This is a genomic window from Flavobacterium dankookense, assembly GCF_004362665.1.
GTDB lineage: Bacteria > Bacteroidota > Bacteroidia > Flavobacteriales > Flavobacteriaceae > Flavobacterium > Flavobacterium dankookense.
Window position 1 is genome coordinate 358,152 of sequence record NZ_SNXR01000011.1, and the last position, 19,429, is coordinate 377,580.

General features: G+C 29.7%; 17 protein-coding genes. 14 read left to right on the top strand and 3 right to left on the bottom strand.

The genetic code is table 11. The annotated features are described in order from the left end of the window. The first annotated feature begins 3 nt into the window (after positions 1 to 3). The 4 genes from BC748_RS02855 (at position 4) to BC748_RS02870 (ending at position 4,429) form a co-directional block, all read left to right on the top strand. Positions 4 to 948, top strand: coding sequence for a FemAB family protein (locus tag BC748_RS02855; protein ID WP_246013990.1), 945 nt, complete (start codon positions 4 to 6; stop codon positions 946 to 948). Further along, positions 945 to 2,024 carry a DegT/DnrJ/EryC1/StrS family aminotransferase gene (locus BC748_RS02860; RefSeq protein WP_133531949.1) on the top strand — a complete coding sequence of 360 codons (1,080 nt, stop codon included), beginning with the start codon at positions 945 to 947 and terminating at the stop codon, positions 2,022 to 2,024. Before BC748_RS02855 ends, BC748_RS02860 begins: the two co-directional genes overlap by 4 nt. Further along, the gene (locus tag BC748_RS02865) at positions 2,025 to 3,299 is read left to right on the top strand and encodes an O-antigen translocase (protein ID WP_133531950.1); all 1,275 of its coding nucleotides are present in this window, start codon (positions 2,025 to 2,027) and stop codon (positions 3,297 to 3,299) included. It begins immediately after the preceding gene. A 95-nt stretch (positions 3,300 to 3,394) separates the two neighbouring features. After that, complete coding sequence (locus BC748_RS02870) at positions 3,395 to 4,429, top strand: acyltransferase family protein (RefSeq protein ID WP_342772700.1); 1,035 nt, start codon at positions 3,395 to 3,397, stop codon at positions 4,427 to 4,429. On the opposite strand, the gene BC748_RS02875 is transcribed toward BC748_RS02870, so the two are convergent. Continuing rightward, positions 4,426 to 5,322 carry a glycosyltransferase family 2 protein gene (locus BC748_RS02875; RefSeq protein ID WP_133531952.1) on the bottom strand — a complete coding sequence of 299 codons (897 nt, stop codon included), beginning with the start codon at positions 5,320 to 5,322 and terminating at the stop codon, positions 4,426 to 4,428. The genes BC748_RS02870 and BC748_RS02875 overlap by 4 nt on opposite strands. A gap of 122 nt (positions 5,323 to 5,444) precedes the next feature. On the opposite strand from BC748_RS02875, the gene BC748_RS02880 reads away from it, so the two are divergent. The 3 genes from BC748_RS02880 to BC748_RS02890 are packed head-to-tail and all read left to right on the top strand — an operon-like array spanning position 5,445 to position 8,029. After that, a complete protein-coding gene (locus tag BC748_RS02880; protein ID WP_133531953.1) occupies positions 5,445 to 6,536 on the top strand; it encodes a glycosyltransferase in 1,092 nt (363 codons plus the stop codon). Between the two features lie 6 nt (positions 6,537 to 6,542). Next, a complete protein-coding gene (locus BC748_RS02885; protein ID WP_133531954.1) occupies positions 6,543 to 6,935 on the top strand; it encodes a sugar 3,4-ketoisomerase in 393 nt (130 codons plus the stop codon). Further along, entirely contained in the window at positions 6,932 to 8,029 is a 1,098-nt protein-coding gene (locus BC748_RS02890; protein ID WP_133531955.1) for a glycosyltransferase family 4 protein, read from the top strand. Before BC748_RS02885 ends, BC748_RS02890 begins: the two co-directional genes overlap by 4 nt. Here the strand turns inward: BC748_RS02890 and BC748_RS02895 are convergent, their stop codons facing one another. Further along, entirely contained in the window at positions 8,030 to 8,857 is an 828-nt protein-coding gene (locus BC748_RS02895) for a hypothetical protein (protein WP_133531956.1), read from the bottom strand. It abuts the gene before it with no gap. 72 nt (positions 8,858 to 8,929) lie between these two features. Here BC748_RS02895 and BC748_RS02900 point away from each other — a divergent pair, with 72 nt between their 5' ends. Both BC748_RS02900 and BC748_RS02905 read left to right on the top strand, forming a co-directional pair. Further along, positions 8,930 to 10,048 (top strand): glycosyltransferase family protein, encoded by a 1,119-nt coding sequence (locus tag BC748_RS02900; protein ID WP_133531957.1) that lies wholly within the window; start codon positions 8,930 to 8,932, stop codon positions 10,046 to 10,048. Beyond that, on the top strand, positions 10,038 to 10,862 hold the full coding sequence (locus BC748_RS02905) for a 2OG-Fe(II) oxygenase (protein ID WP_133531958.1): 825 nt from the start codon (positions 10,038 to 10,040) through the stop codon (positions 10,860 to 10,862). The genes BC748_RS02900 and BC748_RS02905 overlap by 11 nt, the downstream gene beginning before the upstream one ends. Positions 10,863 to 10,872: 10 nt before the next feature. Here the strand turns inward: BC748_RS02905 and BC748_RS02910 are convergent, their stop codons facing one another. Next, positions 10,873 to 11,556 (bottom strand): cell division ATP-binding protein FtsE, encoded by a 684-nt coding sequence (locus tag BC748_RS02910; protein WP_133531959.1) that lies wholly within the window; start codon positions 11,554 to 11,556, stop codon positions 10,873 to 10,875. 190 nt (positions 11,557 to 11,746) lie between these two features. Between BC748_RS02910 and BC748_RS02915 the strand changes: the two genes are divergently transcribed. The 5 genes from BC748_RS02915 to asnB all read left to right on the top strand — a co-directional run bounded on the left by BC748_RS02915 (position 11,747) and on the right by asnB (position 19,396). Then, the gene (locus tag BC748_RS02915) at positions 11,747 to 14,761 is read left to right on the top strand and encodes a tetratricopeptide repeat protein (RefSeq protein ID WP_133531960.1); all 3,015 of its coding nucleotides are present in this window, start codon (positions 11,747 to 11,749) and stop codon (positions 14,759 to 14,761) included. 58 nt (positions 14,762 to 14,819) lie between these two features. Further along, the gene (locus tag BC748_RS02920) at positions 14,820 to 15,185 is read left to right on the top strand and encodes a four helix bundle protein (RefSeq protein WP_133531961.1); all 366 of its coding nucleotides are present in this window, start codon (positions 14,820 to 14,822) and stop codon (positions 15,183 to 15,185) included. A 2-nt stretch (positions 15,186 to 15,187) separates the two neighbouring features. Next, on the top strand, positions 15,188 to 16,957 hold the full coding sequence (locus BC748_RS02925) for a TonB-dependent receptor (RefSeq protein ID WP_162846393.1): 1,770 nt from the start codon (positions 15,188 to 15,190) through the stop codon (positions 16,955 to 16,957). Between the two features lie 94 nt (positions 16,958 to 17,051). Further along, positions 17,052 to 17,495, top strand: coding sequence for a hypothetical protein (locus BC748_RS02930; RefSeq protein WP_133531962.1), 444 nt, complete (start codon positions 17,052 to 17,054; stop codon positions 17,493 to 17,495). A gap of 209 nt (positions 17,496 to 17,704) precedes the next feature. After that, a complete protein-coding gene (gene asnB, locus BC748_RS02935) occupies positions 17,705 to 19,396 on the top strand; it encodes an asparagine synthase B (protein ID WP_133531963.1) in 1,692 nt (563 codons plus the stop codon). Positions 19,397 to 19,429 lie beyond the last annotated feature (33 nt).

Below are 19,429 nucleotides of genomic sequence, written 5' to 3' on the forward strand. Positions count from 1 at the left end.
CTAGTGAAGAACTATACCATAAAGAGATATAATTCAGAATATTTTATGATTTGGAATGCTTTTGTAAGCAGTTCAAGTAATGCTACATTTCTATTTTATCGAGATTTTATGGAATACCATTCGGATAGGTTTGAAGATTATTCATTGTTGGTTTTTGAAGATGAAAAATTAATTTCCATTTTGCCAGCAAATAGAGTAGACGATACGATTTTTTCTCATCAAGGATTGACTTTTGGAGGTTTTGTTTTTGAAAATAATGTAACTTCTTCCGAGATTAAATCTGTTATTTTAAAGGTGTTGTCTTTTTTTAAAGAAAATAATTTTAAAGTTTTACAAATCAAAGAAATAGTGTCAATATATTGTGATGATGGTTATAAAGAAATAAGTTCATTTTTACTAGATAATGGAGCGATAATAAGTTCAAAAAAAATGAATTTGGCTATTGATTTTAAATCAAATTTTAGAGTTTCAAAAAGTAAGTTGAAGCATTTTAAAAGAATAAATACAATTGGTTTAGAAATTAAAAAAGAAGACGATTTAAGTGTTTTTTGGAAAGAAGTTTTAATTCCAAGATTAGATCAAAAATTTAGTTCAAAACCGGTGCATTCAATAGATGAAATAGCAAAATTAAAAGCTAAATTCCCTGAAAATATTTATCAGTATAATGTTTATCTAGACGATGAAGTTTTGGCTGGAATTACTATTTTTAAAACAAAAAAAATAATTAAATCTCAATATGGAGCTACGACTGAAAACGGTCAAAAGTACAGAGCTTTAGACTTTCTTTATCTCAATTTAATCAATGAGTTCAAAGATGAATTTGATTTTTTTGATATGGGAACAGTAGATGACGATAGTGAATTAGGGTATAATATTGGATTATTCAATCAGAAAAAAGAATTAGGTTGCAGCGTTTTTGAACAAAATTTCTATGAGTTATTGTTATGATAAAATTCCTCGATTTACATAAAATTAATTTGCCTTATCAAGAAGCACTGCATCATAAAATGCAAGAGGTTATAGATAAAGGATGGTTTATTCTTGGAGAGGAAGTCAAAATGTTTGAAAAAAGTTTTGCTAACTATTGTGGAATGAAACATTGTATCGGAGTTGGAAACGGTTTGGATGCGATGGTTTTGATTTTTAGAGCTTATATCCAACTCGGAATTTTGAAGAAAGGTGACGAAATTATAGTTCCTGCAAATACTTATATTGCTAGTATTTTGGCTATTCTTCAGGCAGATTTAATTCCAGTTTTGGTGGAACCAGATAGTAAAACCTATAACATTGATCCGGATTTAATTGTAGAAAAAATTACAAATAAAACCAAAGGAATCTTAGTTGTTCATTTGTATGGACAATTAGCTGATATGGATAAACTTAATGCGATTGGAAAGGAGCACAATTTATTGCTAGTTGAAGATGCAGCACAAGCGCAAGGTTTGACATTTAGAGGAAATAACACCAAAGCGTTTAGTTTTTATCCAGGAAAAAATTTAGGTTCATTAGGCGATGCAGGTGCAATTACAACTGATGATGATACTTTAGCCGAAGTACTTTTTGCTATGCGTAATTATGGTTCGGAGAAAAAATATTACAATGAAATTATTGGGGTTAATTCTAGATTAGACGAATTGCAAGCGGCTTTTTTGAATGTAAAATTACCTAATCTAGAAACTGAAAATAATAGAAGAAGACAAATCGCGAAACGATATATTTCTGAAATAAAGAATGATAAAATTGTTTTACCATTTTGTGGCGACTTTGCAAAACATGTATTTCACTTATTTGTGGTTAGAACTGAAAATAGAGAACATTTGCATGAGTATTTAAAAGAAAATAGCATTGAAACTCTTATACATTATCCGATTCCACCGCATAAGCAAAATGCTCTCGCTGAATGGAATAATTTATCTTTTCCAATTACAGAAAAAATCCATCGGGAAGTGTTGAGTTTACCAATTAGTCCTGTTTTGACTGATGATGAAGTTAGTAAGGTTATTGAGGTTTTAAATAGATATTAATTGAAAATTTTAAAAAAAATAGCATCAACCGAAATTTTTAAAATAACCTCTTTAAATGGAGTGAGTGTATTATTAAAAATTTGTATTGGCTTTATAACTTCAAAAATTATTGCTATTTATGTTGGTCCATCAGGAATGGCTTTGGTTGGTAATCTTCGGAATTTTACTAACTCAGTAGAAAGCATTGTCACTCTTGGATTTCAAAACGGAATTGTAAAATATGTTTCTGATAATAAAGAAGATAAACAAAAAGTTAAAGCTATTTTTTCTGTTGTTTTTTCTGTTTTATTTTCAGTTTCAATTTTTTTATCTTTTATACTTTTTTTATTTTCAGATTATTGGAATTTTCAAATATTTGGAAACCATTACGAGTATTCAATTGTATTTAAATGTTTAGCATTATTGCTTCCTTGGTATGCAAGTTCTATATTTTTTCTATCATTTATAAATGGTTTAGGTAAATATAAAAAAGTAATTTACATCAACATTATTGCTAATTTTATAGGACTGATTACATCTGTTTTATTGATTATAAAATTTCAAACTCTTGGCGCATTATTATCAATTATAGTTGCACCTTCCGTTTTGTTTTTTGTAACATATTACCAAATTAATAAAGAAATTAATTTTTTTCAATCACTAGACTTTAAAAAATTAGATTTCAAAATAATTCACTATTTATCTTCATTTTCATTAATGGCTTTTGTTTCATCTGTTGTTGGACCAATTGTTTTTTTGGCGGTTAGAAATTATGTCATACAAACAGTAGGATTACAAGAAGCTGGATATTGGGAAGCAATTACGAGAATATCATCTTATTATTTACTTTTTGCTACTACAATTTTATCTATATACTTTTTACCAAAACTATCATTAGCTAAAAATAATCATGAAACTAAATTAATTTTTTTAAGTTTTTATAAATCGATACTTCCCATTTTTGTTATTGGATTGATTATTATTTATTTTCTTAGATTTTATTTAGTCAAGATATTGTTTACAGAAGAATTTTTGCCAGTAACATCTTTGTTTTTTTGGCAATTAATTGGTGATGTTTTAAAAATCACTTCTTGGATTTTAGCTTTTAATTTATTGGCCAAAAAGAATACGCTAGTTTATGTTTTGACAGAGCTTTTTTCTTTAGGATTAACTTATATTTTAAGTTTAATTTTTATAAATCATTATGGAATTGAAGGTGTAGTGATGGCTCATTCTTTAACTTTTTTATGTTATCTTATTATTTTAGTGATCTATTTTAGAAAGAGTTTAGTTTAATCATTTTTCTTAAAGATAAAATGATACTTTTACAAAGAGTAAGTTTTTAAAAACAGATTTTGGAAAATAAACCAAGTTTACCAGCATTAACAGGAGTGAGAGCTATTGCTGCTTACATGGTTTTTATTCATCATTTTAATCCTTTTTCAAAAGAAGTATTTGGCGAAAGGTTTCATTCTTTTATCAATCAGTTTCATATTGGTGTTACTATTTTTTTCGTACTGAGTGGTTTTTTGATTTGCTATAATTATTATGAAAAAAAAATAAATTTTAAAGAGTATTTTATAAAACGATTTGCTCGAATATATCCAGTCTTTTTTTTATTAACTACTTTGACATTTTTTTATCACTATTTCTATTTTTCAAAAGGAATAAATATTGATTTTAGAGATTATTTATTCAATATTACTTTTTTAAAAGGTTTTTTTAATGATTTGAAATTTACTGGAATAGCTCAAAGTTGGTCATTAACTGTCGAGGAAGTATTTTACTTGTTAGCTCCAATTATGTTTTTATTAATTAAAAAATCTAAAATTTGGTTATTCATATTGCCTATTGGATTTCTCGTCATAAGTTGGTTAGCAAGTAGTTTTCTATTCGATAAAGCGCCACTGGGTTTTATGAATGATTTTTTCTTTGTGTTAAATTACACTTTTTTTGGTAGAGCAACCGAGTTTTTTTGCGGAATTGGATTAGCTATATTTTTTTTAAAAAATAAAAAACAATTGAAATTTAAATACTTTACTCATCTAGGATTATTTTTTATAATTGTTAGCTTATATCTTTTGACAATTTTTGATATAAATAAAAAAAATTATGAAGGGCAAATTGCAATTACAGTTAATAATTTAATATTACCACTGCTAGGTATTACCACGCTTTTTCTCGGGTTAATTAGAGAAAAAACTATTTTCTCAAGATTTTTAAGCAACAGTGTGATGGTCAAATTAGGTAAGAGTTCTTATGTTTTTTATTTAATACATATGGGAGTTTTTGTTGCTTTGTTAAATAAAGTAACGACCAATCTATTTTTTCATTTCATAGTTTTGAATTGTATAGCGTTTTTGTTTTATAAATTTTTTGAACATCCTGTTCATTTATTCATCAAAAATAAATATGCTAAAAACTAATTTTTATAAAACCATTTTCTAAAACCAATCTGAATTCTTAATCCAATGTTTTTCAAACACAAACCATAACTTCCACTTTGGAAAGTAGTTATTATTTCGTAATGAATTCGTTTTTGCAGTGCTAAATCCTCATCTCTGGTTTTATTTAGTAAAAGTGCTTTTTTTAGGATTTTATAAGTTGAGTAGGTAAGTGCGTTGTTTTTTTTATGAAAATTACTTCCCATTGAGTTTTTTAACACTCTTTTTTCAATAATGATTTCATCGATAAAATCGAAATTATACACTCGTGATGCTCTAATCCAAAAGTCCAAATCTTCATAAGCCAAGGTTTCATCATAACCATTGAGTTTTTCAAAAACTTCTTTTCTAATCAAAGAGCTTACACTACAAATAGCATCTTTTCCTCCAGCAAGAATTCTAAGATATTCATTTCCGCTCACTCTTTTTGAAACTACTTTTCCATTTGAATTGGTTTCAAAATATGCTTCTAAAAAATTTCCTTTTTCATCAATAAGAGCACAATTTCCATAAACAAGACCGACGTTTTCAAATGAAGTTGTTTGAAATCGATGAATTTGTTTCGATATACAGTCTTTTTTCAACACATCATCAGCAGCAAAATCAACGATAAAATCGCCTTTAGCATGTTGTAATCCAATATTGAACGTTTTTGTGTTTCCTTTATTAGCAGAATTCTTGATAAATTGTATTTCCGGATGATTTTTTAGCCAGCTTTCAATAATTATAACCGAATCATCTTTACTACAATCATCCATGATTATCAACTCTATATTTTTATAATCTTGATTTATTACTGAATTTAAACTTTCAACTACATAATCGGCATGATTGTAGCAAAGACAAATTACAGTAACAAGAGGATTTTGGCTCATTTTAATTCTTTTTTCATGTAATTTTTTTGAAGTTTATTACATGATTTAATTCTTAAATTTGTTTTGATGTAAAAATATACTATTTATTCGATTTATATTAGCCAATAATTTGAAACCTACTTTTGATACAAGAAAAAAAATATAAAATAGCATTAATTGGTTATCGTCTAAGTTCAGGCGGAAGCGATAGAGTTATGGCTAGATTGAGCATTTTTTTTGAACAAAACAATATTGAAATTCATAATATTATTGTCATCGATGAAGTTTCCTATCCGTATTCTGGAAAGCTTGTAAATCTTGGCTTATTGAAAGATGAAACGAATGGATTTTTTAATAAATTCAAACGATTAAAGGCATTGCGAAGCTATTTAAATCAAAACAATTTTGATTATATCATAGACTTTAGGTTTAGAACAAAACCTATTCAAGAGCTAATTATTTCTAGATTTATTTATAATACTAAAGTCATTTTTACGGTTCATAGTTATTTGATTGATCATTATATGCCTAATAATACTTGGCTAACAAATAGGATTTACGATAATTCATTAGCCGTTGTTTCGCTAACGGAAAAGATGACTAAGCTAATTAATGAAAAGCATCAGCTAAAAAATGTGATAATAATTGCTAATCCAGTGAATTCAGAAGAGATTGATTTGCTTAAAGTCTCTCCAATTGATTTAGATTTTAAGTTTATAATTGCAGTTGGACAATATGTAAGCCCAATAAAACAGTTTGATAAATTAATTGCAACGTATTCAAAATCTGACTTGCCCAAAAAAAATATTCATTTGGTGATATTAGGTGATGGAGATAGAAATTTTTTAGAAAAATCAATTAATGAATTTTCAGTTTCAGACAAAGTACATTTACTAGGCTATCAAGAAAATCCATTCCAATTTATTAGTAAAGCTAAGTTTTTAGTTTTGTGTAGTGAAAATGAAGGAATGCCAAATGTGCTTATTGAATCGTTGGCTTGCGAAACACCAGTTATTGCCTTTGATTGCGATTCTGGTCCAAGTGAAATCATCACTAAAGATAATGGTATTTTAGTAGAAAATCAAAATTGGGAACATTTGAAATTTGCTATGGAAAGACTAATTTCAAATTATGACTTATATTTACATTTTAAATCCAATGCAAAAAAGAGTATTAGTAAATTCGAAATAGATTATATCGGAAAAAAATGGTTGGATTTACTAAAGATTAAATAAAAAATCATGGATATAGAAATTATCACCATTCCAAAAATTGAAGACATCAGAGGAAATATAGCAGTTATAGAAAACGACGTAATTCCATTTAAGGTTCAGCGAGTTTACTATTTGTATGATATTCCAAGCACAGCAAGTCGTGGTGGACATTCTCATATTGAACAACTTGAGTTTTTGATTGCGCTTTCAGGTAGTTTTGATGTCGTTTTACATGATGGAAATGAAACAAAAACAGTAACATTAAATAAACCTGACAAGGGTTTATTAATTAAAGAAAATACTTGGCGTGAGTTAGAAAACTTTTCTTCAGGTTCCGTTTGTTTAGTTCTTGCTTCTGATGTTTTTAAAGAAGAAGATTACATCAGAGATTTTGATGAATTCTTAGCCAATTCAAAATGAGGATTTTATACATAACTCCAAAAATTAACAACGAAGGTGGAGTTGCCCGAATTCTATCAATTAAGTTAAATTATTTAGCAGAGAAATTCAATCATACGATTCACCTAATAACTCAAAATGATGGACATTCTAAACCTTTCTTTGAATTTAGTCCAAAACTTCATTTGCATGATATAACTTTAAAAGGTAATCCAATTTCCTTTTTATTGCAATATAAAAAACAAGTGGAAGCAATAGTAAAAACAGTTAATCCAGATATTATTGTTCTTTGTGATTTTGGTTATAAAGCGTTTTTGTTTCCATATATAATCAAAACTTCTAAACCAGTAATTTTTGAAGCACATGCATCTAGATTTAATGAGCCAGTTAACTATAAAAAGCATTTTCTAAATAACATAGTACACAATTTTAAATACTATTTCCGCAATCACAGTGCAAAAAAATTCAATCAATTCGTTGCGCTTTCTGACCAAGCACTTTTGGAATGGGATGTTAAAAATGGAATAGTTATTCCTAATCCACTTTGGAAAAATGAGTTTTCATCATCAGCATTGGATAAAAAAGTCGTCATAGCTGCAGCAAGATATTCTTTTGAAAAAGGTATTGATAGATTATTGAAAATTTGGAAACTAGTAATCGAAAAACATCCTGATTGGACACTTGAAATTTATGGCAAAACTACTACTAGCATAGATTTTGAAAAACTATCGATAGAACTGGGAATTGTAAATTCAGTTAAGTTTTTGTCGCCAACAAAAAATATTGAAGAAAAGTATAATAAAGCTTCTATTTATGCAATGACTTCAAGGTCAGAATCTTTTCCAATGGTAATTTTAGAAGCTATGAGTTGTGGTTTACCTGTTGTTGCATTCGATTGTCCTGTTGGACCAAGAGCTTTAATTAAAAACAAAGAAAATGGTTTTTTAATTGAAGATGACGATTATTTTGCTTTTGCCAAGCAATTGATTGAATTGATTGAAAATAAAGACTTGCGGATTAAAATTGGATCTGATGCAAAGCAGATAAAAAGCAAGTATCAACTGGATGAAATTATGGAGCAGTGGAATGATTTGTTTTTGAACTTTAAAGAATAATTATTTTGAATATTTTTCTGTTGCAAAAGGATGTTGTAATAGACTTTGAACACTTACTTCTGGCAGTTGAACTTCTGCTAAACCATTTTTTATAAAAAATAAATTATTACCATATTCGTTTGCTCCAACTAGTCGATAACCTTTTTGCTTTCCTAATTTTTGTAATTCTAATGCGGAAGCACCATAATTATCGGAATTTCTAACATCTTCTCTAAAATCTTCTCGATAAGGAATTACTTTTTCTTCTAATCCAAAAGCCAACTGACATTCAATAATCACAACTTTTGGTTGAATAATTTCTAGCGATTCCCAAATCCAATAATCATTTCCGTCGATATCAATGGAAAGCAACTCAATTTCACCTTCAAAACCTTCAGACTGAATAATATTATTCACATTCTTTTTAGTTAAAAAAGCATGAACAAATTTTGGTTTATAACTCCAAAAATTTGGTGTCTTTTTGTAGAACCTTTTACCAATTTCGATTAAATTTTTATCACCATCAACAAACAATCCTTTCCAATTAAAATGAACTGCTAAATTGGCACAATTACTATTTACGCAATCATTTGAACCTAAATCAACAAAAGTTTTTTTTCCCATTCCTAGAATAGAAAAAATATACAATAGTTTACCATCTTCTTCAAATTGTGAGAAAACTTTAAAACCAGTAGCATTAAAATTGGGTAAATTATTTGAGCGAAGACAATCAATATAATAGTGAAACAACTTTACTTGCTGAATTTGAGTAGAAGGTGATAATTGTCTGTAAAGCTTAATTTTATAAAATCTTTTCTTTAGAAAATTTATTAATAAATTTTTAAGCATATTTTTTTATTTATTTCAAATGTAATTTAATTTAGTTAGAACATCAAAAATATGTTATTTTTGTTCAAATTCATGCTCAAAAAACCTATTCATATTATCAGTTTTGACAATCCATTTCCGCCAGATTTTGGTGGTGTGATTGATGTTTTTTTTAAAGTAAAGGCTTTGCATGAAATAGGTTTTACTATTTATTTGCATTGTTTTTATCAAGATAGAAATGTGGTTTCGGATGAGTTAAAAGCTATAACTCAGCGCGTTTTTTTGTATAAAAAAAATAGAAACCCTTTTTTTCTTTTTTCTAAATTCCCTTTTCCAGTAGTTTGCCGTTTTCGTGATGAGTTAACTCGAAATATTGCTACTATTGATGCACCAATTCTTTTTGAAGGATTGCATACAACAATGATTCTTCAGAAGACAAATTTAGCTAATAAAAAGTTTTTACGACTGCATAACATAGAGTCTAATTTCTATGCAGGAATGAGTAAAAATGAGACCAATTACTTCAAGAAAATAGCCTATCATTTTGCTTCAAAAAAATTTATTGAATATCAAAAAACTATTCCCAATTTTGATCATACTTTTTCTCTTTCGTGTTTTGAAAATGACATTGTAAAATCAATGACAGACAGCGTAAGTTACATTCCTGTTTTTCATGGAAATTCAATAAAAAACATAGATGGATTTGGCAAATATGCTTTATATCATGGTGATTTACGTCTTGCTGATAACAAAAAAGCAGCAAAATTCTTGATTAAGGTTTTTAAAAATATTCCAGATTATCAACTGATTATTGCTTCCTCAAACGGAAAGAAGTTGGTTGAAAAAAAATCAAAAAACCAATCGAATGTTACTTTTTTTGAACTTCAAAATGATGCACAACTCAATAATTTGTTTCTAAACGCACATATAAATGTGATGCTTTCTTTTCAAAAGTCAGGAACAAAATTGAAAGTTATTAATGCTCTTTTTAAGAGTAGATTTTGTTTAATTAATCATAATATGGTTGATGATGAACAAGTTTTAAATTTATGTGAATTAGCCAATTCAAAAGAAGAATTTATTTCTAAAATAAACCAGCTTAAACTAAAGTCATTTCAAGAAAGTGAGAGGAGAAATCTAGTTTTAGAAAGTGTTTTGAGTGATATTGATAATGCCAAAAAAATCGAAAAAATTATTGGTTATGAAATATGATAGAACAAAATTAGCTGATTTGATTGTGGAGAAAATTTCAAGTCAAAAGGAGCAATTGCAAATACAGTTTTTGAATTCAAAAAATCAAATAGGTTATTTTTTTATTGATGATTTGTTGCCTGAGTTTATTTCAAATCAAATTCATGAAGTTTTTCCAAAATCGGATGAAATGACTTTAAAGAAAAATTTACGAGAAAGAAAATTTGTATCGGCTCAAATGAATTTATATCATCCTTTAATTGAAGAAATTATTTATGCTTTTCAAGAAAAAAAGGTAGTTGATTTAATTGGCGAAATTTGTGAAATTGATGAAGTTATTCCAGATGAGTTTCTTTATGCTGGTGGAATTTCAATGATGGGAAAAAACCAATTTTTAAATCCGCATCTTGATAACTCTCACGATAAGGATAGAAACCGTTGGCGGATATTGAATTTACTGTTTTATGTTACTCCTAATTGGGAAGAAAGCTATGGTGGAAATCTTGAACTTTGGCCTAATGGTTTAAAAGAGAAACAAATCACTATTCATAGTAAATTTAATCGTTTGGCCGTGATGGCAACGCATAATAATTCATTGCATTCAGTTTCGCCCGTAGTTTATGATGGTTACAGAAGATGTGTTTCTAACTATTATTTTTCAAAAACACCAATGTTAGAAACGGATACTTTTCATGTTACTTCTTTTCGTGGAAGACCTGAGAATAGACTAAGTGATTTTCTTTTAAGAACAGATACATGGTTGCGAATGACGATTAGAAAATTCTTTAAAAAAGGAATAAAAGAAAATCCTCACGTTTATAAAAAAAATAAATAAAGATTTAAAATTAAACCGTTTTTTGAACCACTTCAAAAATAGTATTGTCTTCACATTTCAATGTTTTCGAAGGGAATTTCATAATCAAAGCATAATCGTGGGTTGCCATGATGATAGTTCGTCCGCTGTCGTTAATTTTTTTCAAAACATTCATTACTTCAACACTTGTTTGTGGATCAAGATTTCCAGTTGGTTCATCGGCTAAAATTACTTCTGGATCATTGAGCAAAGCTCTAGCAATAGCAACTCGTTGTTGTTCTCCACCAGAAAGTTGGTGTGGCATTTTGGAAGCAAAACTTAGCATTCCGACACTTTCTAAAACACTGTCTATTTTAGACTTCATGTCGTTTGCATCTTTCCAACCTGTTGCTTTCAAAACGAACAACATATTTTCAAAAACACTTCTGTCTGGCAATAATTGAAAATCTTGAAAAACAATTCCAATTTTTCTTCTCAAAAAAGGAATTTCATCTTCGCTTAATTTGACTAAATTAAACCCAACAATAGCTCCTTCACCTTGCGTAAGTGGCAAATCACCATACAAAGTTTTCATAAAACTACTTTTACCAGTTCCAGTTTTTCCAATAACATAGAGGAATTCACCATGTTTTACTTCAAGGTTTACTTGCGACAAAATGACTTTGTTGCTTTGATAAATGGTTACATTTTTTAAAGATAAAACGGTTTCTGACATGGTATTTTGTTTATTGGGTAAAATTAAAGATATTTTTTAATTATCAAACCTCATTTTCCAATTTAAAACTGATATTTTATTCGCATTTAGTTAATAAATAAATTGTTCAAAAGAATGTTTATAATAAAACGAGTTATTTTTACGTTTATAGTATTAGAGTGATATTTTTGAACAAAGTAAATTTAATATAATGCAAAAGAAAATAATAGTATTTCTTCTCGTTTCCATCATCGGAATAGTGAACGTTAATGCGCAACAATCTGCCATTTATACCAATCAATTATCAGAGCTTGACAAAGCCATTTTGCTATTTAAAGATAAGCAATATCAATCCGCTCAAATTCTTTTTGAACGTGTAAAGCAAGAGAACAATCAACAAGACGTTAAAGCCGACTGTTCCTACTATATTGCAACTTGTGCTATTCGATTAAATCAATCCAATGCTGATGAAATGATGGAGAAATTCGTAGCGGATTATCCAACAAGTTCAAAACAAAATCAAGCTTTCAAAGAAGTAGCACAATATTATTTTGAGCAAGGAAAATATCCTCAGGCGATGGAATATTTTGATAAAGTAGACGAATCTTCATTAACTTATGAAGAGGAAGAAAAATTCAATTTTCAAAAAGGTTACGCTTATTTTACGGCAAAAAACAAAAAAGAAGCCACAACATATTTCAATAAAGTAGCAAATTCTAAAGAATATGGTTCACAAGCCAAGTACTATTTAGGATTTATGAATTATGAAAATGATAATTATGAAGAAGCTACCAAATATTTTGACCAGGTTTCAGGCGAAGAAAAATACAAAGAAAAACTGTCTTATTTTCAAGCAGATATGAATTTTAAGTTAGGTAATTTTCAAAAAGCTATCGAATTAGGAATTGCAGCTTTGCCCAAGTCAAATGCTTTAGAAAAATCAGAATTGAATAAAATTATTGGTGAAAGTTACTTTAATTTAAAACAATACGACAAAGCATTGCCTTATCTAAAAGAATATAAAGGAAAGAAAGGAAAATGGAATAACACCGATTTTTATCAATTGGGTTACACGTATTATCAGCAAAAAGATTACGAAAATGCCATTTCACAGTTCAATAAAATTATTGGAGGAAATGACTCTGTGGCACAAAATGGTTATTATCATTTAGGAGAAAGTTATCTTAAAACTGATAAAAAACAACAAGCGCTGAATGCGTTCAAAAATGCTTCTGAAATGAATTTTGATGCAAAAATTCAGGAAGATGCTCATTTGAATTATGCTAAATTGAGCTATGAAATAGGAAATTCATATCAAAGTGTTCCTGATGTTTTGTCTTCTTTTCTGAACAAATACCCAAATACTCCCAATAAACTTGAGATTGAAACGTTGTTAATTAATTCGTATATCACATCGAAAAATTATTCAGCAGCATTGGCTTTGCTTGAAAAAAATAATTCTGCCGAGAACAAACCAGCTTATCAAAAAGTAACGTTTTATCGTGGAATTGAATTATACACTGATGGCAATTATCAAGAAGCAATGAAGATGTTTAAAAAATCAATTGCTACACCTAGAAACGCCAAATTTACAGCTAGAGCTACTTTTTGGAAAGGTGAAACCGAATATGTTTTAGATAGTTTTGGCGATGCTTTATTGAGTTTTAAACAATTTGAAAATGCGCCCGAATCAAAATCAACTCCGGAATATAAAAACATCAATTACAATATTGCTTACGCACATTTCAAACAAAAAGAATACGATCAAGCAGGCGATTTTTTTCAAAAGCAGATTGAGGCTGTCAAAGACGATAAGGTTAGACTAAATGACTCGTATTTACGATTAGGTGATTGCCGTTTTGTAACTTCAAAATACTGGCCAGCAATGGATGCATATAATAAAGTAATCGAAATGAAAAGTATCGATGCAGATTATGCGGCATTCCAAAAAGCAATTAGTTACGGATTTGTTGGGAAAAATGATAAAAAAATTGACGATTTCAATAAGTATTTACAAAATTTCAAATCGTCTCAATACCGTGATGATGCTTTGTTCGAACTAGGAAATACTTATGTTACTGAAAATAAAACAGATTTAGCTGTTAAAACGTATGATCAATTATTAGCAGAATTTAAAAATGGTTCTTTTGCTTCAAAAGCTATTTTGCGTCAAGGTTTAGTATATTACAATGGACAAAAAGACGAATCAGCTTTGGCAAAATTCAAGAAAGTTGCAGCAGAATATCCAAGAAGTCCAGAAGCATTAGAAGCTGTTTCAACTGCCAGATTAATTTATATGGATAACGGAAAAGTAGATGAATATGCATCATGGGTTAGAACACTAGATTTTGTCGAAGTTTCTGATGCTGAGTTGGATAATGATACTTATGAATCGGCAGAAAAACAATTTTTACAAAATAATACCAAACAAGCTATCACAAGTTTAAGTGGTTATGTTTCTAAATTTCCAAATGGTATTCATTCTTTAAAAGCCAATTTCTATTTAGCGCAATCTTATTTTACAGATGGTTTGCCTAATAATGCTGTTGCTCATTATGATTTTGTTGTCAGTAAACCAAGAAATGAGTTTACCGAACAATCATTGGCTCGTTTGTGTGAAATTCATTTAAAGAAAGATGATTTTGCTAAAGCTATTCCTGTTTTAAAACGATTAGAAACTGAAGCTGATTTTCCTCAAAACAAAACATTTGCACAAGCCAATTTGATGCGTGCTTATTTTGAACAAAAAGATTATCCAAATGCAGTGATTTATGCCGACAAAGTTTTAGAAAATCCAAAGACTGATAATAATGTGAAAAGTGATGCGCAAATCATCGTTGCTCGTTCTGCCGTTAAAGCCAATGACGAAGCCAAGGCTAGAACTGCTTACGCCAAATTATTGACTATCGCAAAAGGAGAATTAGCAGCAGAAGCATTATACTATGACGCTTTCTTCAAAAACAAAGATGGGAAATATGAAGATTCTAATAAAACGGTTCAAAAATTAGCCAAAGATTATTCGGGTTACAAATATTTTGGTTCGAAAGGATTAATTATAATGGCAAATAATTTTTATAAGATGGACGATAGTTATCAAGCTACGGTTATTTTGGATGCAGTTATAAAAAACTTCAAAGAGTTTCAAGATGTAGTTGATGAAGCTACTGTTGAATTACAAAAAATTAAATCTGAAGAATCTAAAACGAATTCGTCAATCACAGAGTAACGATGAAAGTTAATTATTTGAAAATAGATGATAGACCGATAGATAAAAGACAATTGGAATGAATGATTTTAAAAGACATAATTTTAAAAAATTGAAAATTTGGCAGATGGCAATGGAATTAGCAAGAAACACATTTGATTTAGTTTCAAACTTTCCTAATGATGAAAAGTTTGGATTAATTTCTCAAATGAATAGGTGTGCTATTTCAATTCCATCAAATATTGCTGAGGGTTCAAGTAGAACAAATAAATCATTTAGTCATTTTTTAGATATTTCACTTGGTTCATCATTCGAGTTACAAACACAACTTATACTTGCAAATAGTAAAAAATATATTTCTGAGGAGAATTTAAGTTTCTTGGAAAATAAAATAGAAGAATTTCAGAAAGCAACAATGACATTTCAAAACACTTTAAATAATTAAGAATGAATTTTATAGTAAACATATATCCATCAATTCGTCTATTTTCAAATAGTCGTCTATCATCTCTTTGTCTATTTTCTCTTTGTCTATTTTCTCAAATAATTTTTGCTCAGAAAAAAGACGAAAACATCGGAACTGAAGTAGTAAATGTGGTAAAACCATATACACCAACAATTTCTGATGCTTTCAAAGTGAAAGAAACACCAACATTAGAAGACGAAGAAACTTCAAAAAAAGAAAATATTCAATACAATATTTTTTCTTTTCCTGTAGCTTCAACATTCACGCCTTCTAAAGGAAAAGCTGCCAATGTAGATAAATCTGCTCAAGAGAAAATATTTAGTAATTATTTGACTTTAGCTGCTGGGAATTATGGAACAGTAAATGCGGAATTATTTGTTACCGAAAATATCAGTAATACCGATTATTTTGGCGGAATGCTTCGTCATAATTCATCTCAAGGTGGAATTAAAGAGGTTGTTTTGGATGATAAATTATTCAATACTGCGCTCGATTTAACCTATGGAAGTAGAACGCGTACTTTATCTTGGAATGCCGATGCAGGTTATCAACACCAGGTATATAATTGGTATGGAATTCGTCCAAATTATTTTGACCAAGCTATAATTAATGCAATTGACGAACAACAAACCTATCACAATCTTTACCTTGGCGGAAGGTTAAGTCTTGGCGATTCGTTTGTAAAAGAAAGCAGTATTAAATTCAATCGTTTTTGGGATGCTTTTGGTTCTGCCGAAAACCGTTTTGTCTTAAAACCGTCATTTCAATTTGATATTATTGAAGAAAAAATCAATGTAGATTTAATTGTAGATTATATCAGTGGTTCATTTGAAAAAGATTTTTCTGGTTTAAATCAAATTGATTATGGATTTACAAATTTTGGAGTACAACCTAGTATTGCTATCAATAAAGACGATTTATCTCTAAATGCTGGTGTTGGATTTTTCTATAGTGCAGCACAAGAATCTGGTGAAAGTAAGTTTTTTATCTACCCACAAATAACAGGTTCTTATAAAGTAGTTGGTGATTTGATGATTGCTTACGCTGGAATTGAAGGTTCATTAAAACAAAATTCATATAAAGAATTTGTAGATCAAAACTTTTTTGTTTCGCCAACTCTAGGAATTGCTCCAACCGATCAAAAGTATGATATCTATCTTGGATTAAAAGGTAAGCTCGCCAATTCAGTTAGCTATAATGTTCGCGCTTCTTATTTAAATGAACAAAACAAAGCACTTTTCAAAAGTAATGGTCTAACTACGACTAATGCTAGTACTGATGGTTACATTTTTGGAAATTCATTTGGAGTAGTGTATGATCACTTGAAAACAATTGGTTTCTTCGGTGAATTAAAAGCTGATTTTTCTAAAAACGTCTCTTTCGGAATTAATGGTACATTCAATAGTTTTTCAACCGATGTAGAGAAGGATGCTTGGAATTTACCTGAATTAAATGTTGCTTCAACATTGGATGTAACAATAACGCCAAAATGGTATGCAGGATTGAAATTTTTCTTCGTAGGTGAAAGAGAGGAACAATTTGCAGATGCTTCTCAACCAGAAGGTTTTCAGAATTTCACTTTAAAAAGCTATTTTGATTTAAATGCCCATATTGGTTACAAACACAACGAGCGATTGACGTTTTTCTTGAAAGGAAATAACTTGGCTAATCAAGATTACCAACGTTGGTTATATTTCCCAGTACAAGGAATTCAAGTAATGGCAGGAGCAAGTTATAAATTTGACTTTTAAACATAGATAATAGATGATAGACGAAATGAGAATAGACAATTTTGAATAACAGAAAACATTTATTATATCTTCGTCTATCATCTTTTCGTCTTTTATGAAACAACAAATTCTAAATTACTACAAACAACTTGTTCAAGACCGAATTGATGTTTTTCAAGACATGATTTCAGGACTTACAATCGATGCTCAAAACGATGCTAAAGGTTCGGCTGGCGACAAGCACGAAACTGCATTATCAATGATGCACATAGAACAAGAAAAACTCAATCACAAACTCAAAGAAGTTTTAGACCAAAAAAACATTCTTGATAGAATTGATGTTTCTTCAACACATCATAAAGTAGCTTTGGGCAGTTTAGTACAAACAAATGGAATGTTACTTTTTATTTCTACGGCTTTGCCAAAAATTACACTGGATGGAAAAACTATTTTTGCGCTATCTCCACAATCTCCATTAGGAAGTCAATTAATGGGAAATTCAACTGGTTTTTCAGCGGAAGTAAATGGAAAACAATATAAAATTGAGAGTGTCGAATAACATTTTCTAACTGAAGTTCACTTTTTTCATTTGTTTTAGTTTCATTATTTCCAATATTTATTATTTTTAGTTACAATTTATAACTAATTATTCTGCATTAGTTTTAATATTTGAAGTGTTGCCTCAATTTTGCTTTATCAAATTAAGAGTGTGGCTTTTAAAAACTTATAAACTCTTAAACTTTTTTAAACTTTATAAACTAGAATAAAATGTGCGGAATAGTATGCGCCTTTGATTTAAAGCAAAAATCAGAAACAATTAGACCTCAAGTATTAGAAATGTCAAAAATCATCCGTCATCGCGGACCAGATTGGAGTGGTATTTTTAGTAACGATAAAGCTATTTTGGCTCACGAACGATTAGCTATTGTTGATCCAGCTTCGGGAAAACAACCTTTGTTTAGTCAAGACAAACAATTGGTTTTAGCTGCCAATGGCGAAATATACAATCACAGAGAATTACGCAAACAATTTGAAGGTAAATACCAATTTCAAACCGAAAGTGATTGCGAAGTAATTTTAGCTCTTTACAAAGAAAAAGGAGTTCATTTTATTGACGAAATGAATGGAATTTTCGGCTTTGCTATTTATGATGTTGAGAAAGACGAATACTTTGTCGCACGAGATCACATGGGAATTATTCCTTTATATATCGGTTGGGATGAACACGGAACTTTTTATGTAGCTTCCGAATTGAAAGCGTTAGAAGGATATTGCACTAAAATAGAGTTGTTTCCTCCAGGCCATTATTTGTCAAGCAAAGACGGCGAATTTGTGCAATGGTACAAGAGAGAATGGACAGAATATGATGCTGTAAAAGATAATCAAACCAGCATTGATGAAATTAAAAAAGCACTAGAAGCAGCTGTGCACCGTCAGTTGATGAGCGACGTTCCTTATGGCGTTTTACTTTCAGGTGGATTAGACTCGTCAATTACTTCGGCTGTAGCCAAAAAATATGCGCAAAAAAGAATAGAATCAGGCGATACTGTTGATGCTTGGTATCCACAATTGCATTCGTTTGCAGTTGGTTTAGAAGGCTCACCTGATTTAGCAGCTGCTCAAAAAGTAGCCGATCATTTAGGAACTATTCATCATGAAATAAAATTTACTATTCAAGAAGGTTTAGATGCAGTTCGCGATGTAATTTACAATTTAGAAACGTATGATGTGACAACCATTAGAGCTTCAACTCCAATGTATTTAATGGCGCGAGTTATCAAATCAATGGGAATAAAAATGGTACTTTCTGGTGAAGGTTCAGACGAATTGTTTGGTGGTTATTTGTATTTTCATAAAGCACCAAATGCTAGAGAATTTCATGAAGAAACAGTTCGTAAACTAAGCAAATTACATATGTATGATTGTTTACGAGCCAATAAAAGTCTTGCCGCATGGGGAATTGAAGGTAGAGTTCCATTTTTAGACAAAGAGTTTATGGATGTTGCCATGCGCATTAACCCGCAAGACAAAATGATAAATGGTGAACGCATGGAGAAATGGGTGTTGCGAAAAGCATTTGAAGATATGTTGCCAGCTAGTGTGGCTTGGCGCCAAAAAGAACAATTTAGTGATGGTGTTGGTTATTCTTGGATTGATACTTTAAAAGAAATGGTTGGAAAAGAAATTTCGGATGAGCAATTAGCGAATGCGAAATACAAGTTCCCAATTCAAACACCAACATCAAAGGAAGAATATTATTATCGTTCACTTTTTACAGAGCATTTTCCAAGCGATACAGCGGCACTTTGTGTTCCACAAGAAGCCAGTGTGGCTTGTAGTACAAAAATCGCTCTAGAATGGGATGAAGCCTTTAAAAATATGAATGATCCATCGGGTAGAGCAGTGGCAAATGTTCACGACGATGCTTATGTAAAAAATAAAGCTGTTGAAGTAGAATAGCAAAAGTAATAAGTCAATTCGAAAGGATTGGTT